The following is a 26,028-nucleotide window of genomic DNA, read 5'->3' on the forward strand; positions in this document are numbered from 1 at the left end:
AAAGATGAATATTGAGTACTGTTTATGATAAAGAACTTAGCGTGCTTTTAGAGGTTTACCGCTTCGTGAAACTTAAAACAATAAGCATTAAAAACTTAGTGCACTTAATGTTCAAAATGATGATTAAAAATTTAAATTAAAAACAAATCAATTTATCAATTCCAAACATTGGTATACTGCTAAATTGATAAATTGTTACATTAAATAAAAATGAAATATTTAAAATTATCAGGGCTGGAACCTCTGATTATTACTCCGGAATCAAATTTTATCAACGTGGGCGAAAGAACCAACGTTGCCGGATCTAAAAAGTTTTTAAGATTAATAAAAGAAGAGAAATTTTCTGAAGCCTTAGATATCGCAAGAGATCAGGTGGATGGCGGTGCTCAGATTCTTGATGTGAATTTTGACGACGGTTTGATCGACGGAAAAGCTTCCATGATTAAATTCCTGAATTTGATTGGTTCCGAACCTGATATTTCCAAAATCCCAATTATGGTAGATTCTTCCAAATGGGAAATTCTGGAAGCAGGTTTGCAGGTTGTTCAGGGAAAATGCGTGGTGAATTCCATCAGTTTGAAAGGCGGTGAAGAAGAATTCATTAAACAGGCAAAAACCATTAAAAGATACGGAGCAGCCGTGATTGTTATGGCTTTTGATGAGGTAGGGCAGGCCGATACGTACGACAGAAGGCTCGAAATCTGCGAAAGAAGTTATAAAATTTTAACCGAAATTGTTCGTTTTCCTGCTGAAGATATTATTTTCGATTTAAATATTTTCCCTGTAGCCACTGGTATGGATGAGCACCGTCGAAACGCAATCGATTTCATCGAAGCGACGAGATGGGTTAGACAGAATCTTCCTTATGCTTCGGTGAGTGGAGGAGTTTCCAATGTTTCGTTTTCGTTTCGTGGAAATGATACGGTGCGTGAAGCGATGCACTCGGTTTTTCTGTATCACGCGATTCAGGCGGGGATGAACATGGGAATCGTAAATCCTGCATTGCTTGAAGTTTATGATGAAATTAATAAAGAACTTCTCGAGCTCGTTGAAGATGTTATTCTCGACAAAAGAGAAGATGCTACAGAGAGACTTTTGGATTATTCTGAACGGAATAAATCTGTTAAAAAAGAAAAAGTTGAGGAGCTCGAATGGCGTACTCATTCATTACAGGAAAGAATCACGCACTCTTTAGTTAAAGGGATTGACCGATTCATAGAAGAAGATGTGGAAGAAGCCAGATTGCTTGCTGACCGCCCTCTTCACGTGATCGAAGTCAATCTGATGACCGGAATGGGTGTTGTAGGAGATCTTTTCGGTGCAGGAAAAATGTTCCTTCCGCAGGTCGTGAAATCTGCCCGTGTGATGAAAAAAGCGGTTGCTTATCTGCAGCCATTTATCGAAGCTGAAAAAGACGTCGCTCAGAAACCCAACGGAAAAATTTTGATGGCAACCGTAAAAGGCGACGTTCACGATATCGGAAAAAATATTGTGAGTGTGGTTTTGGGTTGTAACAATTACGATATTGTTGATTTAGGCGTGATGGTTCCAGCCGAGAAAATTATTCAGGCAGCGATTGACCACAACGTCGATGTCATTGGTTTGAGCGGACTGATTACGCCAAGTTTGGATGAAATGGTGTACATCGCATCAGAACTGGAAAGGCAGAATTTAAATTTCCCTTTGCTGATCGGTGGTGCGACAACTTCCAAGGCTCACACGGCTGTAAAAATAGATTTAAAATATAAAAACGCCGTCGTTCACGTGAATGATGCATCCAGAGCGGTTAATGTTGTGAGTTCATTGTTGGGAGATCGTAATAAAGAATATGTTGATGATTTAAAAAATGACTATTCAGATTTCCGTGAAAAGTTTTTGAACAGACAGGTTGATAAAAACTATGTGCCATTGGAAGACGCACGAAAGGATAAGTTCAAAATCGATTGGGAAAACGAAGAAATTTTCACTCCAAATAATTTAGGAATTCAGGTTTTTGAAAATCAGGATTTAGAAGAATTGATTCCGTTTATCGACTGGTCGCCGTTTTTCAGAAGCTGGGATCTTCACGGGAAATATCCGAATATTTTTGATGATGAGGTTGTTGGCGAGCAGGCAAAAGAACTGTTTGCAGACGGACAGAAAATTTTAAAGAAAATTGTTGATGAAAAACTCTTGGTGGCCAAAGCGGTCTTCGGAATTTTTAAAGCCAATTCAAATGAAACCGATGACATTTTAATTTATGATGAAAATGATCAGGAAAAAGTTAAGTTTTTAACGCTGAGACAACAGGTTCAAAAATCGAAAGGCAAAGATTATATCGCATTAAGCGATTTTATCGCTCCGAAAAGTTCAGGAAAGACCGACTACATGGGCGCGTTCTGCGTATGCACAGGTTTCGGAACGGATGAACTGTCTGATCAGTATGAAAAAGACAATGACGATTACAACGCCATCATGGTAAAAGCGATCGCCGACCGTTTTGCGGAAGCATACGCCGAATTTTTGCACAAAAAAGTCCGTACAGAATACTGGGGTTACGCCAATCAGGAAAACTTAAGTAACGAAGAATTGATTGCCGAAAAATACAAAGGAATTCGTCCTGCTCCGGGCTATCCCGCGTGTCCGGACCATTTGGAAAAGCATGCCATCTGGGATCTTTTAAAAGTGGAAGAAGAAATCGGGGTTTATCTTACTGAAAGTTTAGCGATGTTCCCGACAGCAGCCGTTTCCGGATATTATTTTGGAAGTCCGCACGCCAAATATTTTGGTTTAGGAAAAATTTCAGAAGACCAATTAAAAGAATATGCTGTAAGAAAAGGAATTTCTTTACAGGAAGCCAGAAAATGGCTGAACCCTAATTTGGCAGATGGAATTTAAAATGAAAAAACTTTTTTCTTTTACAATTTTTATGATCTACAGTTTTTCGCTTGCGCAGAACTGTAAATATCAGGTAGCCATCAATTCAGAAAATTTAAAAGAGACAGGAAAATTTAAATTAACAATTAAAAACACAGACTCTCAATCTTTCAAAATTCCGAAAAAAATTAATTTGTGTAATATGAGATTGATCGATCTGGAAATGTATAATGAAAGTAAAAAATCTTTTGAAAAAATAAATTTAGCCGAAAAAGATATTGATTGTTTTGATTTTAAAGATAAATCAATAAAGCTTAAACCTGCTAAAACCAATATTTACACAGTTGATATCAAATCTGATCTTGCTGTATTGCAATCGACTGATTTTTTCGAAACCTTTAATGACCGAAAATACAGATTTAAAATTTCTTTTCCACTCGATTCTTACGCTCGATGTGGAGAATCAAACAAATTAATTACTGACTGGATATACAAAAATTAAACGACTATTATAATAAATGAAAATCACAGACCACATAAAAAACGCCAACGGCAAAACCTTATTTTCTTTGGAGGTAGTTCCGCCTCAAAAAGGGATTGGGATCGAAGATTTATATACCAACATCGATCCTTTGATGGAGTTTAAACCTCCATTCATCGACGTGACGACTTCAAGAGAAGAATACATCTATATCGACAAAGGAAACGGTTTAATGGAACGCCGAATTACAAGAATGCGTCCCGGAACGTTGGGAATTTGTGCGGCAATTCAGCATAAGTATGGCGTCGATACCGTTCCTCACTTGCTTTGTGGTGGTTTCACCAAAGAAGAAACAGAATACCTTTTGGTAGACTGTATGTATCTGGGAATCGACAACATCATGGCGCTTCGTGGCGACGCGATGAAAGGACATCAGTATTTCGAAGCAACCCCAGGCGGGCACGCCAGCGCAATGGATTTGGTGAATCAAATCAATAATTTGGGAAGAGGAAAATATCTTCACGACGATCAGGCTTGCGATGATAACAACAAATTCTGCATCGGAGTTGCCGGTTATCCCGAAAAACACATGGAGGCTCCGTCTATGAATTACGATTTGAAATGGCTCAAACAAAAAGTAGATGCAGGAGCAGATTACATCGTAACCCAAATGTTTTTTGACAATAAAAAATATATCGAATTTGTAACCAAAGCAAGAGAAATGGGAATCACTGTTCCAATTATTCCGGGAATTAAACCGATTGCCACTAAAAAGCATTTAAAATTACTGCCACAGGTTTTCAAGATAGATTTGCCTGAAGACTTAATCAACGCTGTAGAAAGCGCAAAAAATAATGAAGCAGTAAAACAAATCGGCGTGGAATGGGCCATTAGCCAGTGCAGGGAATTGCTCGATTTTGGAGTTCCCGTTTTACATTTTTACTCGATGGGTAAAAGTGATAATATTAAAAAAGTAGCCGGTGAGCTATTCTAAATAGTCAGTAAAAGTGAAAAGATAAGGCTTCGGGAATTTTTCCGAGGCCTTATTGTTTGTATTCTGTTTGGTATTGAATCAGTTTATCAAAAACACTTTTCGTCGTCGGTTTTGAAGAATTGGTATTAAAAATAAACATTCCGCTGTCGATGTTAAAGAAATATTTCTTCGTTTCATCGCTTACTGAAAACCATTTCAACAGACCATTTACAAGATTGATGTCTTCCCATTTTATTGAAGCTTCATCTAAATTGAACGTGTGTGGATGTTGATTTAAAGTATCCCTGAAAACTATTTTTCGGTCTTCAATATAAATAATCCCGCTTCCCTGGAATGCTTTCAGTTTGAAAAACTCGTTTTGCGCGTTCCCCAGATTATACCTTACAAAAGCATGATACTCCGGAATTCCAATTTGTTCCAAAAGAATTTTCTGTTTTTTCTTTCTGCTCTGTGCAGCTAGGTAAGCGACCAGAAAAATAATTGCAGGAATGGAAAGCAGAAAAATGAAAAATAGGATAACGACAAAAATTAATGGTTCCATGATTTGATTTTTTAAATTTTAAACTGCAGGATGTTTCTCAAACTCCTTTGTTCGGTCAAATAAATATCGGTAGGTTGCCAGCTTTCGCGTCACTTCAGTCTCTAAATGTTTAGCCAAACCGAGCATTTTTGGATTAAAATCACCAATCCACTGCATCTCAAAATCTTCAAATTTTGTTGCGACACGGAAATGATTGGCAGCTTCCACAATCAGATAACCTTCCACACCTTTATTTTGCCATTCCGGAAGAACACCAAAAATTAAACCAACGAATTTTGAATTATGTTTAAATGTTTTGTAATAAAGAAACTTCAGTTTATCAATAATACTGAATTTCCCGTCAAGATATTTAAACCATTGGTTCAGATCCGGAATATTGATCCACATCGCAATCGGATTTTCATTTTCATAAGCGAACCACGCAATATGTTCATTCATAACAGGCTTCATGGTGTTGAAAAGCTTCTTGACGTCGTCCAGAGACATTTGCTTCCCGCCACCGTGGCTCTCCCATGATTTATTGTAAATTGTATAAAAATCTTTTGCAAACTTATCGATATTGCCTTTCGTTACGCGCTTTGAAGAAAAATTTTCGTTTTTAGAATGTTTGGCGTGCATAATATTAAAAATCCTTGAGGTAGGAGCATGAGCTTTTCTGCTGAAACACAATTGGTTATAGTAAATCTGAAAACCATAATTTTCAAAAAGATCTTTGTAGTAAGGGAAATTATAATTCATCCCGTACAGAGGTTCAGAAAAACCTTCAATCAAAACACCCCAGAATCTGTCGCGTTCCCCGAAATTTATTGAGCCGTCCATCGCTTCCATCCCTCTTTCCTGAAGCCATTTTTTGCAGTGGTCAAATATGAAATTGGCAGTCTCCTGATCGTTGATGCAGTCGAAAAATCCGATCCCGCCGGTTGGCTGTTTTTCGATGTATTGTTTATTGATAAAAACGGAAACTTTTCCAACTGTTTTATGATCTTTTTTAAACAGAAATCTTTTGCTTTCACCAGTTGTGAAACACTTGTTTTTGCTGTTGTCAAAAACGCTTTCAATGTCTTTGTCTAAAGGCCGGATATACGCTCTGTCATCTTTGTAAAGTCTCGCTGGAAACTCCAGAAATTCCTTTTTTTGTGCGCTATTCAGTACTTCTTCTGCAATGATCATAATTTTTCAGGCTAATATGAGGTGAAAGGTAATTCAAATTTGGGGCAAATTAAAATATAGAATTAATTTTATCCGTATTTTTGTTGCAAAATAAATAAAAATGGTTGATTTTACCGATAACGATGATGATATTTTCACAGGGAAAGAGCATACGCCGATTCGTGAAGATGCCTTTGAGAAATCGCCACAGGAAAAAATAGAAAAAATTACCCAACTCTTCGGAGAAATCATGGAAACTTTGGGTCTTGATATGACCGATGATTCATTAAAAGATTCGCCTAAAAGAGTTGCAAAAATGTATGTCAACGAAATTTTTGGCGGGCTTCTTCCGGAAAACAAACCAGGAATTTCTACATTTTCAAACAAATACAAATACCGCCAGATGTTGGTGGAAAAAGATATCACGGTTTATTCATTCTGCGAGCATCACTTTTTGCCAATCATCGGAAGAGCGCACGTTGCCTATATTTCAAGTGGTGATGTGATAGGACTTTCAAAAATTAACAGAATCGTTGATTATTACGCAAAAAGACCGCAGGTTCAGGAGAGATTAACGATGCAGATTGTCGATGCGTTGAAAGATGCGTTGGGAACTCAAAATGTAGCCTGTATCATCGATGCAAAACACCTTTGCGTGAATTGCAGAGGAATAAAGGATACCGCAAGTTCAACGATAACGGCAGAATTAAGCGGAATTTTCAGAACCAATCCTATCACGAGACAGGAATTCCTTCATTACGTAGGAAGTCATGCGAAATTGGATTATTAAAATGAAAAAAAATGGAATTGTTCTCTATAAAGAAGCTAATAACTTTGTATTTGATTTTCTAATTAAAGAAATTCTTAATCATTATAAGGGAGTTTTAATTGAAAAAATAGACGACGGTTTTGATACAAAATATTATGATTTTAGTATAAATAAATACTTTTATACTTTACATCAGATTCCAATGCTAGGAATTTCATTTTTCCCAACGGATGACAAAAGTTTGAAAGAAGATTTTAGTTTTTACGAGGAGCTTTCATCTTTACTTAAAAATAAATTAAATGATAAAATTTAAAACAGTTTCAAATAAAATTTTTATTGCAACAATCGTCTGTTGTAAATGATTTTTCTTTGAATAAATTTTAAAATCAATCATCAATTATCAATCATCATTTATATAAAGATGCAATTAAAAATATACAACTCGCTTACTGGAGAAAAAGAAATATTCACTCCAATCCACGAAAATAACGTCGGAATGTACGTCTGCGGACCGACCGTTTACAGCAATGTGCATTTAGGAAATGTACGAACTTTCCTTTCCTTCGATTTTATTTACAGAAGCTTAATGCATTTGGGCTACAAAGTGCGTTACGTAAGAAACATTACCGATGCAGGTCACTTGACCGATGACGGAGATGTCAATAATGACCGTTTTGTAAAACAAACCCGTCTTGAAAAACTGGAACCAATGGAAATCGTACAAAAATATACGGTAGATTTCCATAAAGTTTTGGAAATGTTTAATCTGCTTCCTCCGAATATTGAGCCCACAGCAACAGGCCACATCGTTGAACAGATTGAATTAACTCAAAAATTAATCGAAAAAGGTTTCGCTTACGAAAGCAATGGTTCGGTTTATTTTGATGTTTTAGAATATAATGCAAGAGGATTAAATTACGGCGAACTTTCAAAACGTAATATTGAAGAACTTTTTGCCAACACCAGAGACCTCGACGGACAGGGCGAAAAGAAAAATCCACAGGATTTTGCTTTATGGAAAAAAGCCTCTCCAGCTCATATTATGCGTTGGAATTCACCTTGGGGAGAAGGTTTCCCAGGATGGCACCTTGAATGTACTGCAATGAGTACAAAATATCTGGGCGACAAATTCGATATCCACGGAGGCGGAATGGATCTTAAATTTCCACACCACGAATGTGAAATCGCACAGGGGAAAGCCTGCAATGAAGTGGAACCTGTAAACTACTGGATGCACGCCAACATGCTGACGATGAATTCCCAGCGTATGAGCAAGTCGACCGGAAATTATATTTTACCTAAACAGTTGGTTTCCGGAGAAAATGATTTCTTTGAAAAGCCTTTTCATCCCACGATCGTTCGTTTTTGCTTTTTACAGGCACATTACAGAAGCGTTTTGGATATTTCCAATGATGCGATGTTGGCGAGTGAAAAAGGCTTCACAAGGTTGATGGAAGCTGTAAAAGTTTTAAATTCCATCACACCAAATGATCAAAAAGAATCTGGTTTTAATCTAAAAGAATGGAAAACCAAGGCTTATGATGCTTTGACCGATGATTTCAATTCACCGGTTCTGATTGCGCATTTGTTTGAAGCCGTAAAATTTATTTTTGCTCTAAAAGACGAAAAAGAAACAGTTTCCACTGAAGATTTAGCAGATTTAAAATCAACTTTAAATGCTTTGATATTTGATGTTTTAGGACTTCAGAATATTGAAGAAAACAATAATGAAAAACTCGACCAGACGCTGCAGGTTTTAATTGAACTGAGAAATCAGGCGAGAAAATCTAAGAATTTCGAACTTTCAGACCAAATAAGAGACAAGCTTTTAGCTGAAGGAATTGAACTGAAAGACGGAAGAGACGGGACCTCTTACGTTTTAAATTAAGAGAATTTCTTTTAAATAAATCTCCTGCAGATTTTAAAGATTAAGCTGATTTTTACTACAATCATCTTCTCAATCTTCAAAATCTGCGGGATTTTTTGTGCCATTTTCAAATGAAATATTCTCAATCATAGCCTCAACCTCAACCTTAGCCTTAACCTCAACCTCAACCTCGAAAAAAAAATTCTTTCCAATTCAAAAAATGTTTAACTTAGTAAGACTAAAACAATTACACTTAAAATTTTAAAATATGAAAAAACTTTTATTCCCTATTGTCTTACTGGTACTTGGAAATACAGTCAATGCACAGCAGGATGTTTTCGCACTGGCAGGTAAAGATTCTCCAAGAATTGAGTTCAACGATATCCGCTCTATGAATGCGGATGGTAGTTCTGGAACGCAGATTTTTACTTCAGTTTCGCAATCTGAAGTGTTTTCGCAAAATTCACGAGCCAAAGTTGCTGAAGATAAAGCATCTTACGGCAATTCTCAGGCGATGAATCTGGCTGCACTGGCAACAGATTTGTCACAGGAAAATCTGGTTTACATGCCGATGTTTTCTTCTAATGTCTATGTTTTAAATCAGAAAACAAAACAGATTACTTTGGTTGAAAATAATGTGGCAAAGGTAACTTCCTGCGACATTAATTCTCACATTACGAGAATGACTTTGGGTCATGACGGAGCAATGTATGCTCTTAATAATTCAGGAACTCAGCTTCTGCAGATCTCAAAGAAAAACGGACAGTATTCTGTTGCGGATCTTGGGATTGTGAAAGACGCTGCTTCCAATGGTAAAAACTCATTTACTGCGATGGAAACTGGTTTCGGAGGCGATATGATTTCTGATGCAGAAGGTAATTTCTATGTTTTTGCTGCTTCAGGAAATGTGTTTAAAGTGTCTCCAAAAAATCTTGAAGCTTACTTTTTAGGAAAAATCTCTGGTCTTCCGGAAAATTATTCTGTGAACGGTGCAGCGGTGAATTCTAAAGGTAAAATTGTTGTCGCAAGCGCAAAAGGAAACGCTTTATTTGAAGTGAATTTTGAAAGTCTGGAGGCAAAACAACTGGCGGGAGAAACCAATCTTCACATTTATGATTTGGCGAGTAAGTACTTTCTGAATGACAGAGTAGCAGTTGAAACTCCGATAATCAACGCAGAAATCTATCCGACCAGAGTGGATGAAAACTTCATTTTTGTAAATTTAAATCAGACTAAAATAAAAGGAACTATAAAAGTTGAAATTTTTGATCTTTCCGGTAAGAATGTTTTAAGCAAAAAAATATCAGTAAAAGACGGAAATCTTAATGAAAGAATTGAATTGTCGAATCTTTCTCAAGGCGCCTATTTAGTAAGTGTTTTTGATAATTCGGGTAAAGTAATTTCTACTAAAAAAGTTTTAAAAACAAAATAAAAACGGATTTTGCTATTTGTTTACAAGAGCCTTTCAAGTTTTATTTGAAAGGCTTTTTTAATGAATAATTGATATGTAAAACCCACTGTTTTAAGTTATAAAACACTATTTTTATCAAAAAATATATTAGATGAAATTATATTTTAGTGTAAGATATATTACCAAACAGGGAGAAAACTTGTTTATATCGGTAACTTCAGAAGGGCAGGAGTGGCAGGATTACCCAATGCAGTCCGGCGATTTCGGAATCTGGAAAGCTGAAGTCGATTATTTTTCTAAACAAATCAGCTATAAATATTCTGTAAAAGATATCAATAATAAGGTTGTTTCGGAGGAGGAAGTAGGTCATGAGCTATCTTTCCCGCACAATTATAAAGAATTTGTGATTACTGATGTCTGGAATAAAAAGAATTTTCCGGAAAATTATCTTACCAACAAGATTTTAAAAAATAAGCTGACAGGTTTTAAACCTGAAAAAAACAGCATCCTGAAAAAACATACCCACCTTTTCAAAATTTCCGCACCGGTTTATCATCCTGAATGGAAGATAGCACTTTTCGGAAGTTCGGAATCGCTTGGAAATTGGGGTTATAACAGAGCAATTGTCTTCTCTCAGACTGATTTCGGTATTTGGGAAGCTTCAGTTGAAATTCCTGAGCATTATCCGGTAGAATATAAATACTGCATTTACGATACGGTTCAAAAAAAGGTGATTGACGTAGAATCCGGAGCCAACAGGCTGGCTTATCCGAATTCTAATAAAGACGTTCTTCACATTGTTGCTGATCATTATTTTAAGTTTAAAGCTTATCAGATGTATCACGATGCCGGAGTCGCAGTGCCTGTATTTTCTTTAAGAACTGAAGATGGTTTCGGTGTAGGTGAATTTTCTGATCTGAAAAAACTTGCAGACTGGAACAGGGAAACTGGTCTGGGTATTATTCAGATTTTACCGATCAACGACACGACTGCCAATTATACATGGACAGATTCTTATCCTTATGCAGCGGTTTCCGTTTACGCTCTGCATCCGCAATATCTTTCTCTAACAAATTTAGATTATGATTTGCCGAAGGATTTAGTTAAAGAATACAATGCTCAAAAAGAAGAACTGAATTCGCTGGAACTCATCGATTACGAAAAAATGATCTCCGGAAAATGGAAGTTTATAAAAGCCGTTTTTGAGGAACAAAAGGAAAAGATTTTTAAAGACAGAAACTTTAAGAAGTTTTTAAAAGATAATGAAAGCTGGCTTACACCTTATGCTGCCTTTTGTGTTTTAAGAGACAAATACAAAACTCCATATTTCGGCGAGTGGAAAACCCATAAAAAATACATTGCCGGAAAAATTTCTCAGCTTTTTACCGCTAAAAATAAAGATTACGAGTCAGTAATGCTACACTCTTGGGTACAGTTTCAGCTTCATAAGCAGTTGAAAGATGCGGTTGATTACATGCATGGTTTAGGAATTTCAATCAAAGGAGATTTGCCTATCGGAATTTACCGTTATTCAGTTGAAGCTTGGACGGAACCTGAATTGTTCGGGATGGATTTTCAAGCCGGTGCACCGCCGGATCAGTTTACTGATTTAGGGCAAAACTGGGAATTTCCCACTTACAATTGGGAAGCTATGAAAAATGACGGCTACCAATGGTGGAAAAACAGATTCAAAGCGTTGGAGCAGTATTTTGATGCGATGAGAATCGACCACATTCTCGGTTTTTTCAGGATTTGGAGGATGCCGATCTCGGCTACACAGGGGATTTTGGGCTATTTTTATCCTGCCGTTCCTGTTACTGATGAGGAATTCAGAAAACTTCATCTTCCATTTGATTTTGACCGTTACTGCAAACCGTTTATCAACGATCAGATTTTAAATAAATATTTCGGTGAAAACTTGTCTGAAGCATTGAAGTTTTTAGATAAAAACCAAAACGCAACCTATACTTTTAAACCTGAATTTGATACTCAGAGAAAGCTCTCAGATCATTTTAAGAAAAACAAGAACGAAGTAGAACTGGCTGAGCAATTGATTTCTTTGGCGGCTAACGTTTTGTTTTTAACTGAAGAAAAAGATGATGAAACCGTTTATCATCCAAGATTTAATGTTTACAAGACGGAATCTTATCAGTTTCTTTCAGACTGGGAGAGACGCACGATTTACAATTTATATCATGACTATTTCTTCAAAAGACAGGATGGTTTATGGTACGAAAAAGCAATGGAAAAACTTCCGGTGATCCTCAATGCTACAGAAATGTTGATTTGTGGGGAAGACCTTGGTCTTGTACCGGATTGTGTTCCTGTAGTAATGGATGAATTGGCAATTATAGCTTTGAAAGTCCAGAGAATGCCTTCAGATAATATTCCTTTTTACAATCCTAAAAAAACCGAATATTTAAATGTTGTGACGGCTTCGTCGCACGACAGTTCGACCCTGAGACAATGGTGGAAAGAAGATTCAAATCTTACTCAGAAATATTTTAATCAGCAGCTTCATCAACATGGCAAAGCTCCCGAAAATCTTGAGCCCTATTTGGCTGAGATGATCATGAAGCAGCATTTGTACAATGATGCGATGCTGTCAATATTCCCGATTCAGGAATTTTTGGCGACGGATGAGAAACTTTCAAATCCGAATATTAATAATGAAAGAATTAATAATCCTGCCGTTTTCCCGCACTACTGGAGATACAGAATGCATTTGGGGCTTGAAGAACTGAATAAAGCTGAAAACTTTAACGGAAAGATCAAAAACTGGATTGAAGACAGTGGAAGATTATAAATTTAACAATTGATTATCAATTAGTTAATTTAAATTTAAAAGAAGTTTTATCGAAAGATTTAACTTCTTTTTTTTATCTATATCCAAAAGATAGAATTGAGAGATTCGAAACATTTAACCAATTAATGATTATAGAAATGAAAAAAATACTTTTGGGATTTGCTTTGACTTTGTCGACTTTGTCGTTTGCTCAGCAATATCCAAATTATGGATACGGAGATAATGGCTACTCTGACGAATATTACAGTGATGATGACGATCAGTCTTATTTCCCTGATGATTATTACTACAATTATCCGCAAGATTATTATCCGCAGGATTATTATCAGAGCTACTACAACGATTACAGAAACTCAGTTACCACTATCAACTGGAATGTGTTTTTCAGACAAAACAGGTTAACGAGATGGCAAATCGACCAGATTTTATATCTGAACAGCCTCTACAGTAATTTTGCAACGTGGAATAACTTCTACAGCTACAATCCGGACAGATGGTATTACGACAGATTCTATGCTTTGGAAAGAATTATGGGACCAAGAGTGTTTGTGGTTTTTCAGAATAACTATTACAGAGGAACAAGACCAACGTTGTATTTCCAAAATTACAGAAGATCTTATTACAGTCCGAGATTCAGGGTAATGCCGAGATATAGAAATGTAAATATCAATATTTATAAAGTCAACAGAACGGAATTCAGAAGAACGGCGAACCCAACTTTGAATGTGGTAAGAGGTTCAGGTTTCAGAAATAATTCAGAGTCTGGTTTCAGAGGAAATGCAGGAAACAACGGAACGAGAAATCCGAACGGTGGTTTCAGAGATAATAACAACTCGGGAACAAGACCTTCAAATGGTGGATTCAGAGACAACAATAATTCTCAACCTCGCAGCAATGGCGGTTTTAGAAACGAAAGCAGTCAGCCGAGATCAGAGAACAGTCAGCCGAGAAGTGGCGGTTTCAGAAATGAAACTAGCCAACCAAGAACTGAAAGCAGCACACCGAGAAGCGGCGGTTTTAGAAATGAGACCCGAGCTCCAAAAAATGAAAGCAGTACACCAAGATCTGGTGGAGGCTTCAGAAATGGAGGAGAATCTAAACCGCAACGCAGTGAAAGTCCGTCTGGAAGAGGGAATTCTGGCGGTGGAGAAAGAAGCGGAGGGTTCAGAACCCGATTAGCAGGAAATTAGTTTTCATATATTATATTTGAGTGGTGTAGAGAGTGGATTTTTTATCTACTCTCTTTTTATTTTTAATTATGATTAAAATATCGATAATAAAATTTAACATTTTTTATGAATTTAATTTTTAACTTTTGAATTGATTCCACATCAAACTAATAGAAAACAATTAATTAAACCTTTAATAAAATGAAAAAATTAATATTATCAATCGCATTAGTAGGATTCGGAAGTTTAGCAATCGCTCAACAAGCACCTACACCTGAACAGAGAGAAGCTAAGAGAGCTGAAATGCAGCAAAAAATGCAGGAGAAGCAAAAAGATCATTTGGATAAAATGCAGAAAGACTTGAATTTATCAAAAGATCAGGTAGCAAAAGTACAGGCACTTCATGACAGAAAGAACGCTGAAAGAAAAGCCAATTTCGATAAGAATAAAGATGTGAGAATGGCTAAAATGAAGGAGATGAAAGACAAAAGAGCACAAATGGATAACGAAATGAAAAGCATTCTGAATCCTGAACAGTACAAAAAGTGGGAAGCCGACAGAAACGCAAAAATGGAACAGCGAAAAATGGCAATGAAAGACAGAAAAAAAGGCGACAGACCTCACCACAAGCCAATGAAACCGGCGGTGGAGCCTACAAAATAGTGAGTTCATAGTTTAGATTTTTTAATGTGTGGTTAGGAGCGGAAAATTTATTTTCCGCTCTTTTTTTATGGAAATTTTTGAGTGTTGAGAATGGAAATGTAAGTTGTAATTTTTATCTAATCTAAAATTAAATTTCTGCCATCATTTCATCAACCGCCTTATATTCCGTAAATTTGAGGATAAATTAAAAATTATGGTAAGCGAAAAAATTGCAACACTTATAAACGAACAAATAGCGCATGAGCAATATGCTGCTCAATATTATCTTTCAATGTCGGCTTGGTTTTCTGCAAGAGATCTTGACGGAATTGCCAATTACTTCAGAGTTCAGAGCAAGGAAGAACTGATGCATGCAGACAAAATGTTTGATTACTTAAATGACGTAGGCGGAGAAATCATTATTGGAGAAATTGCAAAACCACCTCATGAATTTCTGAATGCAACAGATATCTTTGAAAAAGCACTTGAGCACGAAAAGAAAGTAACAAGAAGTATTTTCAACATTGTAAAAAATGCCAACGACGAGGGAGATTTTGCAACAACTTCTTTCTTGCAGTGGTTTATCAACGAGCAGGTAGAAGAAGAGGCGAGTGCTTCACAATACGTTACCAAAATCAAAATGGTTTGCGACAACCCTTCAGCTTTATACCTTTTTGATCAGGAACTGGCAACTAGAAAATTTGTGCCTGATACCAAAGCGTAAGATTTTAAAATTAAATATTTCAAACCCCGAAAATTCATTTTTTCGGGGTTTTTCTTTGTCTGTTTTTAGTCTCAAAAAAAGTATCCGTAAAAATACGGTAACGAAATGGGGAAAATACTGTTTCACAGTAACTGAATTTTTTTCATTTTTGTAGAAAACTAAGTAACATCATGGGACAAGAATTTGATTCAAGAGAAAAAGGCGGAGCAAACAGCCTGAGTGTAGATTTTATAAAAGCTGCTGTAGAGCAATACAGAAACAATCAGATGCAGTGTACGGCAGATAATTTAGGAATAGCAGATGCTCATTCTATCTGGTTTGATCTGCCAACGCTCAAAAAATTTATTGCAGATATAGAAAATTTGGCACAAAGCTCAGACTCATCAGTTACAGACGCTGACTTGGGAGTCCGAATGTATTACGCTGCTTATCCGGAAAATTTTGAGAATACGGATGTGAAAGAAGAATATCACAAATGTCATACGCTGATCATGATTCCAACGAAAAAAGACAATACATCGGGGCAGGATATTCATCATGACTTTAATCCTTTGCAAAATCATTCAGAGAAGAGAATGGCTTTAGCATCTAACAATGCAATGGCTCAAAATCATGGCAGTCTTGCGCCGCCAGATAACTGTGATGGAGAATCATATTAAAATTAAATATTAAATGGAGTTTTTTCGGCATATTTTAGATTACGTTTTCTACGGAAGCGAGGGCTTGGCAGCTTTGGTTTCATTGCTGTATCTGCCAAGGTTGAAAAACACGCACTGGAAATATTTTGCAATTTATCTTGTTTTTATCTTCCTGAGCGAAACATTAGCCGGGCAGAATGTATTTTCGCGGGATGGTAAAGTTCACTTTTATAATTATCTTGTAATTCCTGCACAATTTATATTTTTCTACTGGCTGTATGCTGCAAAATCATTTAATAAGCCGAAACTTTTTTACATATTTTCAGTTTTATATCTTCTGTCATTTATACCGCACGAAATACTTTTCAATTCAAAGAAAATTGTGTTTTCACTGAATTATACTTTAGGTTCTTTGTTTTTACTCTATCTCGTTGTTTTGGAATATTACAGGCAGGTTAATTCATCAAATATTCTCAATTTCAGCGACAACAGATTGTTTTATATCAACTGGGGGGTTACCGTTTTTTATATTGGAACATTGCCGCTTTTTTCTTTCTGGAGCGTTTTTGCTAATCTTAAAGATTTATTCAGTATTTACTATATTTACTTTCAGATTTCAGGGATCGTGATGTACACTTTATTTGCGATTTCATTTATTTTAGGAAAAGAAAATGCTGAGGTATGGAAAAAACAGAGCTCTTAATTACCGTTATACTCTTCAATATTTTCTTCCTAGGATTTATTGTAGCAATAACGATTTACATTAGAAAGTATAAGCAGAGAAAGAAAGAATATCTATCCGAAATTCAGATCAAAAATGAAATTCATCAGAAAGAACTTCTCGCAACACAGCTTGAAATTCAGGAATCAACGATGAAGCAAATCGGTAGAGAGCTTCACGACAACATTGGGCAGAAACTTACGCTGGTGAGTCTTTACACGCAGCAGCTTCTCCACGAAAATAGATTTCCCGATATCAATGAAAAAATCGAACAGGTTTCAGAAATTATCAACCATTCGATTGATGAACTCAGGAGTCTTTCCAAAACACTTACAGACAATAAAATAAACCGTATTCCAATTACTGAATTAATCCAAGATGAAGTCAATGTTGCCAATTCTGTGAAAAAATGCAAAGTTTCATTCGAACATAATTTTGAGAATGCAGATTTGAGTTTTGAACATAAAAGTGTAGTGCTGAGAATTATTCAGGAGTTTATACAGAACAGTATGAAACATTCTGAATGTAAAAACATTGTTATAGTTTTTAAATCTGATGCTAAAATACAGTGGGAACTTTCTGTTAAAGATGACGGAAAAGGCTTTGATACCAACGAGATTAAATCAAATGGAATTGGGCTTACCAACATGAAGAACCGCGCAAAGATCATTGGAGCTGAATTTACTTTGACAAGTGAAAAAAATATTGGAACTTCGCTTAAAATTGTTTTAAACAAATAACCATGAAAAAAACAATTGTTCTTGTAGACGATCATATTCTGATCGCAAAAGCACTGGAAGGAATTATCGATAATTTCACAGATTTTGAAGTCATTTACTGTGCAGAAAACGGTCAGGATCTCATCGATAAATTTGCTGCCAACCGAAGAATTCCTGAGATTATCCTTCTCGATATCAGTATGCCTGTGATGGATGGCTTTGAGACTGTTCTCTGGCTTACAGAAAACCATCCGGAAATAAAAGTAATGGCGCTCAGCATGCAGGATGACGACAAGAGTGTCATTAAAATGGTCAAAAACGGAGCTAAAGGCTATCTTCTTAAAAACTCACATCCAAAAGATCTTGAGAAAGCACTTACCGAGCTTGTAGATCAAGGTTTCTACTATCCGGATTGGGCTTCTAAAATTATTTTTTCAAATATTAAAGGAGAACCGAAAGTTGTAGAAAATACAAAAATATCTGAGCGGGAAAGAGAATTTTTGAGCTATACAGCTACAGAGCTGAGTTATAAAGAAATTGCTCTTGAAATGGGTTGCAGTCCGCGAACGGTAGAGAGTTACCGCGATGCCCTCTGTGCGAAATTTGATCTGAAAACAAGGGTTGGTCTTGCTATATTTGCCATAAAAAATGGTTTTGCCGAAACATAAAAAAAAAGTTGCTTACAGAAAGCAACTTTTTTATTTTAAAAACTCAGTTCAGAGAAAACCGGAAAATGATCTGACGGATAAAGCAGATTTTCACGTCTGTCATTGATGTGTCGTTGAGATTTAATTTTAAAGCCTTTCACAAAAATATAATCTATTCTGTCTTTCGGAACTTCATTTACATTAAAACCTGTGAAAGTCCCTTTCGGGCCGTAATGTTTCTTTTCTGAATGGTAAAAAGTGTCTTTTAGATTTTGGGATAATATTTTTACAGGTTCTGTGTCTTCGGTTAAATTAAAATCTCCGGTCAAAACCAAAGGGAGATTTTTAGGATTTAATTCTTTTGCCTTTTTTAATATCAATTCTGAAGATTTTACTCTCGCCACATTTCCTACATGATCAAAATGGATGTTCATCGCCAAGAATTCTTTTTTTGATTTTAAATCTTTAAAGATGGCATAAGTACAGATTCTGTTGAGCGCAGCGTCCCAGCCTTTTGAAGGTTTTTCGGGAGTTTCAGAAAGCCAGAACGTTCCAGACTTTAAAATTTGCAGTTTTTGAGTATCAAAAAATATTGCTGAAAATTCGCCTTTTTCTTTACCGTCATCACGTCCAACACCTACAAAATCATAGTTTTTCAAACCTGTTTTCATATCTTTCATCTGCTCCGGCAAAGCTTCCTGCACGCCCAGAACATCAGGATGATAATATTCTAAAAGTGCCAGTGCTTCCTCTTTTCTTTTCGGCCAGGCATTGTCCTGATCGGATTCTACATTTAGTCTGATGTTGAATGACATTATTTTTAAATCCTGAGAAAATGCTATTAAAAAACTCAGAACTGAGAAAAGTATTATTAATTTCTTCATATTTTAAATTTAAACAAAAATATAATTTCAGCAGGAATTTTAAGTTTTAAAATAAATTATTTAAACATTAATTTTTCTGAGAAACTCTAGAATTTCAATTCCTAAAACAAAGGATTGCGAAAGAGCCTTAGCAAAATTTAAGAAGCTTATTTTAATATAATCAGTAAAGACCTCCTGCAATTTTAAAATAGACAGTGAGCATTTTTTAAAAAGATAACGGGGAGTTTAAAAATGCTCAGTAACGATTTTAAAAAAGATAACGAGGAGTTTGGTAAATGCTCTCGAGGACTTCAGCAAAACCTCTCGACGGTTTAGATGAAAGGTCATTACGAGGTTCAGCCCGTCCCGACCCTTCGGGAAAGCGATCTGTTGTAGACTGTTTCGCTATTTCAAAAGATTGCTTCGTCATTCCTCCTCGCAATCACTATGAACATCAATAAGAAAGTCCGTTTCATATAATTGAAACGGACTTTTAATATGTTGACTTACAGTTAATCTACTCCTTTGTAAATTTCACATCGGTACCACCTTGTGCGATGTTGAAAGATTTTTTGTCTTTGCTGAAAACAATTTCAATCTGAGCCATCTCGAAAGAAAACTTGTTGTCACCCAAATATTCCAAAGGAAAAGCCTGCTGTCCCGTCGCCTGAGCATAAAGCTGACCGTCTTTTTCTGTAAGAACTATTTTTACAGGAATCTGTTTATTGCTGAAAGTTCCAACAAAATCTTTAGGGTTAATCTTATCGGTGGAAGCAGTCGCCTGTGATGAACTCCAGCTGTTGTTTTTCAAGTTAATATCTGGTATTGAACCAGTTGGATCCAGTTTTACTTCACTGATTTCTTTTGTGGAATTTACCTTGAAAGTCCAGTCGTTATTTCTCTTCCAAACTTCTACAGGAAGTTTTACAGTATCAGTACTTCCATCTTTAAATTTAAGCTGAACCGTAGTCGGCATCGGCAATTGACCTAAATTTTCTACTGTAATCTGTGCTCCGTTTTTGAAATCTCCGTTTACATATTTCACAGCTTTAATTCCCTGATCAACTTTCCATTTGTTGATAAACCATCCTCTCCAGAACCAGTTCAATTCCTCACCGGAAACATTTTCCATTGTGTGGAAGAAATCCCATGGAGTAGGGTGTTTGAATGCCCATCTTTCGATATAAGTTCTGAAAGCCTTATCAAATTTTTCATGTCCTAAAACAGATTCACGCAAGACCCCAAGACCAAGACCTGGCTTATAATAAGCAAGAGTTCCGATGTTTCTTTCCTTCATATTATCAGGACCTACCATGATAGGTTCGATATTGTCGCTCATCAGAAATGCTCCCATTTGTGCAGCGCTTTTCTTTTGATAATATTCGCCTTTATTGAAGGCTTCCGTAGAAAGTTCATTGATGAATGTATTGAAACCTTCGTCCATCCATGCAAAAAGTCTTTCGTTTGAACCTACAATCATTGGGAACCAGTTGTGCCCAAACTCGTGGTCTGTTACGCCCCACAGATCTTCTCCTTTAGAATCCATGTGGCAGAAAACGATCCCCGGATATTCCATTCCGCCTTCATTTCCGGCTACGTTGGTCGCTGCAGGATAAGTGTATTCGTACCATTTTTGAGAGTAGTGCTCGATGGCAGCTTTGGTATATTCTGTAGATCTTCCCCAAGCTTTATCACCGGCACTTTCTGCAGGATATGCAGAGATGGCAATAGATTTTTTACCACTCGGGAGGTTGATTTTTGCTGCGTCCAAAACAAATGCAGATGAAGATGCCCATGCAAAATCTCTGGTTTGATTAATCTTAAATTTCCATGTTTTTGTTCCTGAAGCCTGACCTTTTTTTACCTCAGATTCTTTTCTGATCATTACCGTTTTATCAGAATTTCTTGCCTGCTCCCAACGGTCGTTTTCTTCTTTCGAATAAACTTCTTTTGAGTTTAAAAGCTCCCCTGATGCCACAACATAATGATTGGATGGGACAGTAATGTTTGCCGTAATATCTCCGTATTCCAGATAAAATTCCGAAGCACCAAGGTACGGAAGGGTGTTCCAACCCATCACGTCATCATAAACGCACATTCTTGGGTACCATTGAGCTAGTGTGTAAATATTTCCGTTTTTAGTTTCCTCAATTCCCATTCGGTCTGAACCGTATTTCGGGGAAACAAAAGAATATTCAATCTTAATTTTTGCCTTTCCTCCTTTTGCTGCAAGATGCTGCGGGAGATCAATCTGCATTCTTGTGTCGGTAACTGTATATTTTACTGGTTTACCGTCGTACGTAACAGATTTAATTTTATATCCGCCTTCAAAAGTTTCTCCGTGGGCTCCGTTTCTGCTTCCTGATAACGGAACTACTGAATTTCCCCGTGAATCTTTTGCAAATAAATTTTGATCCAGCTGCAACCAGAGAAAGGCGAGCTGATCAGGGCTGTTGTTGGTATAGCTGATTTCGGCACTTCCGGTCAGTTCATTTTTCTTATCATCAAGGCTGATGTCTAATTTGTAATCTGCAGAGTTTTGCCAATAAGCATGACCGGGCTGTCCGCTTGCAGAACGAGTTTCAGTGCCAGTTTGAGGATAGAAAAACGGTTTGAAGGCTTCTGTATAATCATACTTTGGAGATTCCTGAGCGTAAGAATTGCTAACAAAAGCAAATATCGCAACAGCAGAAATCAAATTAGGGAATTTTAATTTCATTAGGTTAAAAGATTTATAACATTTAAAAATAAGTAAAAAAAACCTCAAATTTGTTACAAAACAAAATGAATATTAGAAAAAATACAAACTTTCTATTATTAATACGATTATGATTTACTCCATTTCAAATCATTTATTTTTGATTTTGATTAAAGAAAACGAAATGATATTCTATCGATTTGGTCCAGTATTCGGTATTATGATTTCCAGGTTGAAGCATAAAAGTTAATGGCAAATTTTCTTTTTCTGCGAATTTTTTCAGATTCAAAGTATTACTCAGCAAAGGGTCTTCCGTTCCGCAATCTATTAGAAATGGTTTTGAAATTTTATTGTTTTTTATCAGTTCTTTAATATCATATTGGCTCCAATTATTCTTTGTCGGATTTCCCAAAAGATTAACCAAATCATTATTCAGCCTTGAAGATTGAAAAAATTTAAAACTAATATCTTTTAAAGATTTAAAGTCCAATTCCAAAGCTCCACTAGTACTTGACGCCGAATTAAAATAATCCTGACGCTCAGAAAAATATCGCAAAGCCCCGTAACCACCCATACTCAATCCGGAAATAAAAATATTGTTTGAATCGATATTAAATTCCTGATGAACTTTCGGAACCAAATCTTTGAAAAAGAAACTTTCCATTTGTGAACCTTTATCAAAAGGTGAATCCACATACCAAGAAACAAAACCATCTGGACAAACCACAATTGAATTGTATTGATTCGACAGTTTTTGCAAATCGGCTGTCTTTGACCATTGCTTGTAATTTTCGCTGTAACCGTGAAGCAGATAAACTAAAGAATACTGTTTTTGCGCAGAATAATCCTGAGGCTGATAAACCAAAACCGAGTCTTTCTTGGATAAATACTGAGAATCCAAAATCCACAATTTCTGTGCGCCTATTGTAATCATAGACATTAAAAATAAAATAACCGCTGTCAACTTTTTCATTCTGAATAATTTTGATGTAAAGTTCAGGTTACACTGAAACAAAATCAATAACGAACAAAATTGTGAGCTATGAGAAAAGAAAATTCGTCCAATTACATCAATGAACAATATCTCTATCAAGTCTGTGAACTGAATTCGGCCATCAATGTCATCAGCGGACGATGGAAATCTCAGATTGTTTATTCGATTTCCAAAGGTCAAAACCGTTTTAATTTAATAAGGAAAGAACTTCCGCTTCTCAGTGAGCAGGTTTTGGGAAGACAGCTGAAAGATTTGGAGAAACACTGTATTATTTTCAAAAGAGAAATTCCCGAAACTATTCCAGCCGGAATAGAATATATCTTGACCGAAAAAGGAGAAAGTCTTGTTCCTATTTTACAAAACCTTTGTGATTGGGGAAAAGAATATGAAAATCAGTCTGTAAAAGTTGTCATTAAAGAAAGACCCCTGACTGTTTAGAACAATCAGGGAAATATTTAGTTTGATTTTTTAGCTTTAATCATCGCTTCCAGAGCATCCCACATTTCCTGAGGAATATCTTCCAGCATATTGAATTCTCCTGCACCCTGAAGCCATTCGCCACCATCGATGGTTACCACTTCACCGTTCATGTAAGCAGAATAATCTGAAACAAGATAGGCTGCAAGATTCGCCAGTTCCTGATGTTCGCCAACTCTTCTCAACGGAACTTTTTTACGCATATCAAATTTTTCCTGTAGATCTCCGGGCAGCAATCTGTCCCACGCTCCTTTAGTAGGGAAAGGCCCAGGAGCAATGGCATTAAAACGGATTCCGTATTTTGCCCATTCAACTGCTAAACTTCTTGTCATTGCCAAAACCCCTGCTTTTGCGCAGGCAGACGGAACCACGTACGCAGAACCTGTCCAGGCGTACGTTGTGACAATATTTAAAACAGTTCCCGAAGTTTTAGAATCAATCCAATGTTTTCCGATGGAAAGTGTACAGTTTTTTGTTCCTTTTAAAACAATATCCAAAATAGAATCAAATGCCGAGTGGGTAAGTCTTTCTGTTGGCGAGATGAAATTTCCGGCTGCATTGTTGAGAAGAATATCAATTTTGCCAAATTCTTTTAGAGTAGCTTCTTTCATAGCTTCTACTTCGTCCCAGTTTCTTACGTCACAAGCAATACAAAGAACTTTTCCGCCAGTTTGTTCTTCCAGTTCTTGAGCTGTAACTTGTAGTTTTTCTAAATTTCTTGAAGTGATAACAACTTTTGCACCCAGTTCAAGGAAATATTTGGTCATTGCTTTTCCAAGACCGCTTCCGCCACCTGTAACGATGGCAACTTTATCTTTCAGAGCGTCTTCACGCAACATGGGTTGTGTATAAAGGTTCATAAATTTATTTTTCTTAAAAATAACAAATATTGGCTGGATGAAGTTTAAAAATTTCAGATAAATAATGTTATAAATAGCTATTGCCAAAATTCATTGCATAAAAAACAAAAGCAGCCCTGTAAAAAATTACAGAGCTGCCAACACTTTTATATATATGAAATTTTTATTTCGCTACAACAGTTCCTTTGAAAGAAAGAGTTTTAGGAGTTTTGCTGTCACTTGTAGTTACTGTTACAGTTTTGATGAAAGCTCCAGCAGCAGCAGCATTGTAGCTAGCTTCTACGAATCCTTTTTTACCAGGAAGAATAGGAGTTTTTGTGTAATCAGCAGTTGTACATCCGCAAGCTGGTGCAACGTTTTCGATAATTACAGGTGCTTTTGAAGTATTTGTAAATTCAAATCTGATCAATTTCGGAGTTCCTTGCGGAATGTTTCCTACGTCAATCGTTTCAGCTTTCCATTTAAGAGCGTCAGCGATTACGTTTACAATTGCATTGTTTGCAACAGGCAGAACTTCAGCATAGAAAGTTGAGAATGCTAAAACGGCCAAAAGAGCGGAGATTTTCAATTTTTTCATAAAATTATATTTATTGTTAATATTAAATTCAAAGAATGTGATTTCAAACTTTTGATGTAACAAATTTACTACACATTTTGGTAATTATTGTTAATCACTTTCAAAGTTTTGTTAATGAGTTGTTAATGATAAAAATTAAATAGATATTTTTGGATAATATTGCCTCTGAAAATGGAAATTAAAAAACTCAATATCATTATAACTTTAGGTCTTGTGGCAATTGTCGGAATTCTGATTGCCCAGCTGTTGTGGACTAAACAGGCTTATAATCTTGAAGATAAAAAATTTAATCAGAAAGTAAACATTGCGCTCATTGAAGTAGTTGATAAAATGACGGAAGGGAAAACCTCATTCACCGAAAACCCTGTACAAATCGTAGCTAATGATTATTATGTGGTAAATCTTAACAACGATTTTCATCCGGCGGTTTTAGAACATTATCTGAAAACAGAATTTACGAGATTTCAAATCAATACCGATTATGTTTATGCATTGTACAATTGCCACAGCGACCAGATGATCTATGGGAAATATGTAAGCAGTCATCAGGAAGAACCGAGTGAGAAGGTGATTCAGTTCCCAAAACATAAAAATCTGACCTACTATTTTTCGATTCGTTTTCCCGATAAGACAACTTATCTCATCAGCTCGCTTCGGTTTTGGTATTTATTAACGTTTGCCCTGATCATCATACTTTTGGTGTATGTTTATTCAATTTACACGATTATTCAGCAGAAGAAATTTTCAGAATTGCAGCGTGACTTTATTAATAATATGACACATGAGTTTAAAACGCCACTTTCATCCATACTTTTGGCTACAGAAGCTTTAAACAAACAGCAGTCTGTGATAGAAAATCCGAAACTTCAGACTTATACTTCAATTATTACCAATCAGGGTTTAAAACTGAACAGTCATGTTGAAAAAATTCTGAATATCGCCAAACATGATGCTTCCGGTTTAGATTTAAAGCTTCAAAAAATACATCTCAACGCTTTTATTGAAGATATTCTAAATGTTTTAAAGCATAAAAATGAAAATCTAAAGGTTAAAATGGAAGTGGCTGATGAATTAATGATTAATGCTGACGAATTTCACTTCAGCAATGTGGTGTATAATCTTTTGGATAACTCCGTAAAGTACTGTGATGTGAATCCTGAAATCAAAATTTTTTCCTTAAAAGATTCAAAAGGCTTATATTTAAAGTTTCAAGACAACGGAATGGGAGTTCCACAGAAAAATATTGCTCATATTTTTGATAAATTTTACAGAGTAAGTTCTAAAAAAAGTGATGAGGTCAATGGTTTCGGTCTTGGTTTGTTTTATGTGAAAAAAGTAGTGCAGCAGCATCACTGGAAGATTTCAGTTGAAAATAATCAGGATTCAGGAATCACAACGACGGTATTTATCCCGAATAATTAATTG

24 protein-coding genes are annotated in these 26,028 nt (G+C 36.0%); 17 read left to right on the forward strand and 7 right to left on the reverse strand.

Annotation, left to right across the window (positions count from 1 at the left end; genetic code table 11):
• The first annotated feature begins 210 nt into the window (after window positions 1–210).
• Genes metH through metF form a run of 3 tightly spaced genes read left to right on the forward strand, consistent with a single transcriptional unit; the run spans window position 211 to window position 4,331 of the window.
• Window positions 211–2,877 carry a methionine synthase gene (metH, locus tag AC2A1G_RS17025; protein WP_484048088.1) on the forward strand — a complete coding sequence of 889 codons (2,667 nt, stop codon included), beginning with the start codon at window positions 211–213 and terminating at the stop codon, window positions 2,875–2,877.
• Between the two features lies 1 nt (window position 2,878).
• Window positions 2,879–3,358 carry a hypothetical protein gene (locus tag AC2A1G_RS17030; protein ID WP_484048089.1) on the forward strand — a complete coding sequence of 160 codons (480 nt, stop codon included), beginning with the start codon at window positions 2,879–2,881 and terminating at the stop codon, window positions 3,356–3,358.
• Window positions 3,359–3,374: 16 nt separating this feature from the next.
• The gene (gene metF, locus AC2A1G_RS17035; protein WP_262149436.1) at window positions 3,375–4,331 is read left to right on the forward strand and encodes a methylenetetrahydrofolate reductase [NAD(P)H]; all 957 of its coding nucleotides are present in this window, start codon (window positions 3,375–3,377) and stop codon (window positions 4,329–4,331) included.
• Between the two features lie 49 nt (window positions 4,332–4,380).
• On the opposite strand, the gene AC2A1G_RS17040 is transcribed toward metF, so the two are convergent.
• The gene (locus AC2A1G_RS17040) at window positions 4,381–4,872 is read right to left on the reverse strand and encodes a hypothetical protein (RefSeq protein ID WP_484048090.1); all 492 of its coding nucleotides are present in this window, start codon (window positions 4,870–4,872) and stop codon (window positions 4,381–4,383) included.
• An 18-nt stretch (window positions 4,873–4,890) separates the two neighbouring features.
• Window positions 4,891–6,042, reverse strand: a complete 1,152-nt coding sequence (locus AC2A1G_RS17045) for a hypothetical protein (RefSeq protein WP_484048091.1) — start codon at window positions 6,040–6,042, stop codon at window positions 4,891–4,893.
• 100 nt (window positions 6,043–6,142) lie between these two features.
• Here AC2A1G_RS17045 and folE point away from each other — a divergent pair, with 100 nt between their 5' ends.
• The 12 genes from folE to AC2A1G_RS17105 all read left to right on the forward strand — a co-directional run bounded on the left by folE (window position 6,143) and on the right by AC2A1G_RS17105 (window position 18,155).
• Complete coding sequence (gene folE, locus AC2A1G_RS17050) at window positions 6,143–6,811, forward strand: GTP cyclohydrolase I FolE (protein WP_047447041.1); 669 nt, start codon at window positions 6,143–6,145, stop codon at window positions 6,809–6,811.
• A 1-nt stretch (window position 6,812) separates the two neighbouring features.
• The gene (locus AC2A1G_RS17055; RefSeq protein ID WP_484048092.1) at window positions 6,813–7,103 is read left to right on the forward strand and encodes a hypothetical protein; all 291 of its coding nucleotides are present in this window, start codon (window positions 6,813–6,815) and stop codon (window positions 7,101–7,103) included.
• Window positions 7,104–7,211: 108 nt separating this feature from the next.
• The gene (gene cysS / locus AC2A1G_RS17060) at window positions 7,212–8,678 is read left to right on the forward strand and encodes a cysteine--tRNA ligase (RefSeq protein WP_484048093.1); all 1,467 of its coding nucleotides are present in this window, start codon (window positions 7,212–7,214) and stop codon (window positions 8,676–8,678) included.
• Window positions 8,679–8,925: 247 nt separating this feature from the next.
• Window positions 8,926–10,089, forward strand: a complete 1,164-nt coding sequence (locus AC2A1G_RS17065; RefSeq protein WP_484048094.1) for a T9SS type A sorting domain-containing protein — start codon at window positions 8,926–8,928, stop codon at window positions 10,087–10,089.
• A 130-nt stretch (window positions 10,090–10,219) separates the two neighbouring features.
• On the forward strand, window positions 10,220–12,874 hold the full coding sequence (locus AC2A1G_RS17070; protein ID WP_484048095.1) for a 4-alpha-glucanotransferase: 2,655 nt from the start codon (window positions 10,220–10,222) through the stop codon (window positions 12,872–12,874).
• A 137-nt stretch (window positions 12,875–13,011) separates the two neighbouring features.
• Window positions 13,012–14,064, forward strand: coding sequence for a hypothetical protein (locus AC2A1G_RS17075; RefSeq protein ID WP_484048096.1), 1,053 nt, complete (start codon window positions 13,012–13,014; stop codon window positions 14,062–14,064).
• 180 nt (window positions 14,065–14,244) lie between these two features.
• The gene (locus tag AC2A1G_RS17080) at window positions 14,245–14,706 is read left to right on the forward strand and encodes a hypothetical protein (RefSeq protein ID WP_484048097.1); all 462 of its coding nucleotides are present in this window, start codon (window positions 14,245–14,247) and stop codon (window positions 14,704–14,706) included.
• A gap of 193 nt (window positions 14,707–14,899) precedes the next feature.
• The gene (locus tag AC2A1G_RS17085) at window positions 14,900–15,409 is read left to right on the forward strand and encodes a ferritin (protein ID WP_262149426.1); all 510 of its coding nucleotides are present in this window, start codon (window positions 14,900–14,902) and stop codon (window positions 15,407–15,409) included.
• Window positions 15,410–15,579: 170 nt separating this feature from the next.
• Complete coding sequence (locus tag AC2A1G_RS17090; protein ID WP_484048098.1) at window positions 15,580–16,068, forward strand: hypothetical protein; 489 nt, start codon at window positions 15,580–15,582, stop codon at window positions 16,066–16,068.
• Between the two features lie 13 nt (window positions 16,069–16,081).
• Window positions 16,082–16,750 (forward strand): hypothetical protein, encoded by a 669-nt coding sequence (locus AC2A1G_RS17095; protein WP_484048099.1) that lies wholly within the window; start codon window positions 16,082–16,084, stop codon window positions 16,748–16,750.
• Window positions 16,729–17,508: a sensor histidine kinase gene (locus AC2A1G_RS17100; RefSeq protein ID WP_484048100.1), complete on the forward strand. Its 780-nt coding sequence runs from the start codon at window positions 16,729–16,731 to the stop codon at window positions 17,506–17,508. Before AC2A1G_RS17095 ends, AC2A1G_RS17100 begins: the two co-directional genes overlap by 22 nt.
• 2 nt (window positions 17,509–17,510) lie before the next feature.
• Window positions 17,511–18,155, forward strand: a complete 645-nt coding sequence (locus AC2A1G_RS17105; RefSeq protein WP_484048101.1) for a response regulator — start codon at window positions 17,511–17,513, stop codon at window positions 18,153–18,155.
• A 35-nt stretch (window positions 18,156–18,190) separates the two neighbouring features.
• Here the strand turns inward: AC2A1G_RS17105 and AC2A1G_RS17110 are convergent, their stop codons facing one another.
• From AC2A1G_RS17110 to AC2A1G_RS17120, 3 genes are all read right to left on the reverse strand, one after another.
• Entirely contained in the window at window positions 18,191–19,018 is an 828-nt protein-coding gene (locus tag AC2A1G_RS17110) for an endonuclease/exonuclease/phosphatase family protein (protein WP_484048102.1), read from the reverse strand.
• Between the two features lie 496 nt (window positions 19,019–19,514).
• Window positions 19,515–21,716 (reverse strand): M1 family aminopeptidase, encoded by a 2,202-nt coding sequence (locus AC2A1G_RS17115; RefSeq protein WP_484048103.1) that lies wholly within the window; start codon window positions 21,714–21,716, stop codon window positions 19,515–19,517.
• Between the two features lie 133 nt (window positions 21,717–21,849).
• Complete coding sequence (locus AC2A1G_RS17120; RefSeq protein ID WP_484048104.1) at window positions 21,850–22,668, reverse strand: alpha/beta hydrolase; 819 nt, start codon at window positions 22,666–22,668, stop codon at window positions 21,850–21,852.
• A 69-nt stretch (window positions 22,669–22,737) separates the two neighbouring features.
• On the opposite strand from AC2A1G_RS17120, the gene AC2A1G_RS17125 reads away from it, so the two are divergent.
• Entirely contained in the window at window positions 22,738–23,127 is a 390-nt protein-coding gene (locus tag AC2A1G_RS17125; RefSeq protein ID WP_484048105.1) for a winged helix-turn-helix transcriptional regulator, read from the forward strand.
• A 17-nt stretch (window positions 23,128–23,144) separates the two neighbouring features.
• Here AC2A1G_RS17125 and AC2A1G_RS17130 read toward each other — a convergent pair whose 3' ends face one another.
• On the reverse strand, window positions 23,145–24,026 hold the full coding sequence (locus tag AC2A1G_RS17130; RefSeq protein WP_484048106.1) for an SDR family oxidoreductase: 882 nt from the start codon (window positions 24,024–24,026) through the stop codon (window positions 23,145–23,147).
• 163 nt (window positions 24,027–24,189) lie between these two features.
• Complete coding sequence (locus AC2A1G_RS17135) at window positions 24,190–24,603, reverse strand: DUF1573 domain-containing protein (protein WP_484048107.1); 414 nt, start codon at window positions 24,601–24,603, stop codon at window positions 24,190–24,192.
• Between the two features lie 171 nt (window positions 24,604–24,774).
• Between AC2A1G_RS17135 and AC2A1G_RS17140 the strand changes: the two genes are divergently transcribed.
• A complete protein-coding gene (locus AC2A1G_RS17140; protein ID WP_484048108.1) occupies window positions 24,775–26,025 on the forward strand; it encodes a sensor histidine kinase in 1,251 nt (416 codons plus the stop codon).
• Window positions 26,026–26,028: the final 3 nt, after the last annotated feature.

The organism is Chryseobacterium sp. HNCC26DJ240 (genome assembly GCF_057180485.1).

Coding starts and splice junctions, on each gene's coding strand:
- AC2A1G_RS17130 (WP_484048106.1), bottom strand. CDS start 24,026: ATGAACCTTTATACACAACCCATGTTGCGTGAAGACGCTCTGAAAGAT.
- AC2A1G_RS17085 (WP_262149426.1), top strand. CDS start 14,900: ATGGTAAGCGAAAAAATTGCAACACTTATAAACGAACAAATAGCGCAT.
- AC2A1G_RS17055 (WP_484048092.1), top strand. CDS start 6,813: ATGAAAAAAAATGGAATTGTTCTCTATAAAGAAGCTAATAACTTTGTA.
- cysS (WP_484048093.1), top strand. CDS start 7,212: ATGCAATTAAAAATATACAACTCGCTTACTGGAGAAAAAGAAATATTC.
- AC2A1G_RS17075 (WP_484048096.1), top strand. CDS start 13,012: ATGAAAAAAATACTTTTGGGATTTGCTTTGACTTTGTCGACTTTGTCG.
- AC2A1G_RS17045 (WP_484048091.1), bottom strand. CDS start 6,042: ATGATCATTGCAGAAGAAGTACTGAATAGCGCACAAAAAAAGGAATTT.
- AC2A1G_RS17100 (WP_484048100.1), top strand. CDS start 16,729: ATGGAAAAAACAGAGCTCTTAATTACCGTTATACTCTTCAATATTTTC.
- AC2A1G_RS17080 (WP_484048097.1), top strand. CDS start 14,245: ATGAAAAAATTAATATTATCAATCGCATTAGTAGGATTCGGAAGTTTA.
- AC2A1G_RS17125 (WP_484048105.1), top strand. CDS start 22,738: ATGAGAAAAGAAAATTCGTCCAATTACATCAATGAACAATATCTCTAT.
- AC2A1G_RS17040 (WP_484048090.1), bottom strand. CDS start 4,872: ATGGAACCATTAATTTTTGTCGTTATCCTATTTTTCATTTTTCTGCTT.
- AC2A1G_RS17090 (WP_484048098.1), top strand. CDS start 15,580: ATGGGACAAGAATTTGATTCAAGAGAAAAAGGCGGAGCAAACAGCCTG.
- folE (WP_047447041.1), top strand. CDS start 6,143: ATGGTTGATTTTACCGATAACGATGATGATATTTTCACAGGGAAAGAG.
- AC2A1G_RS17095 (WP_484048099.1), top strand. CDS start 16,082: ATGGAGTTTTTTCGGCATATTTTAGATTACGTTTTCTACGGAAGCGAG.
- AC2A1G_RS17030 (WP_484048089.1), top strand. CDS start 2,879: ATGAAAAAACTTTTTTCTTTTACAATTTTTATGATCTACAGTTTTTCG.
- metH (WP_484048088.1), top strand. CDS start 211: ATGAAATATTTAAAATTATCAGGGCTGGAACCTCTGATTATTACTCCG.
- AC2A1G_RS17070 (WP_484048095.1), top strand. CDS start 10,220: ATGAAATTATATTTTAGTGTAAGATATATTACCAAACAGGGAGAAAAC.
- AC2A1G_RS17110 (WP_484048102.1), bottom strand. CDS start 19,018: ATGAAGAAATTAATAATACTTTTCTCAGTTCTGAGTTTTTTAATAGCA.
- AC2A1G_RS17135 (WP_484048107.1), bottom strand. CDS start 24,603: ATGAAAAAATTGAAAATCTCCGCTCTTTTGGCCGTTTTAGCATTCTCA.
- AC2A1G_RS17115 (WP_484048103.1), bottom strand. CDS start 21,716: ATGAAATTAAAATTCCCTAATTTGATTTCTGCTGTTGCGATATTTGCT.
- AC2A1G_RS17105 (WP_484048101.1), top strand. CDS start 17,511: ATGAAAAAAACAATTGTTCTTGTAGACGATCATATTCTGATCGCAAAA.
- metF (WP_262149436.1), top strand. CDS start 3,375: ATGAAAATCACAGACCACATAAAAAACGCCAACGGCAAAACCTTATTT.
- AC2A1G_RS17120 (WP_484048104.1), bottom strand. CDS start 22,668: ATGAAAAAGTTGACAGCGGTTATTTTATTTTTAATGTCTATGATTACA.
- AC2A1G_RS17140 (WP_484048108.1), top strand. CDS start 24,775: ATGGAAATTAAAAAACTCAATATCATTATAACTTTAGGTCTTGTGGCA.
- AC2A1G_RS17065 (WP_484048094.1), top strand. CDS start 8,926: ATGAAAAAACTTTTATTCCCTATTGTCTTACTGGTACTTGGAAATACA.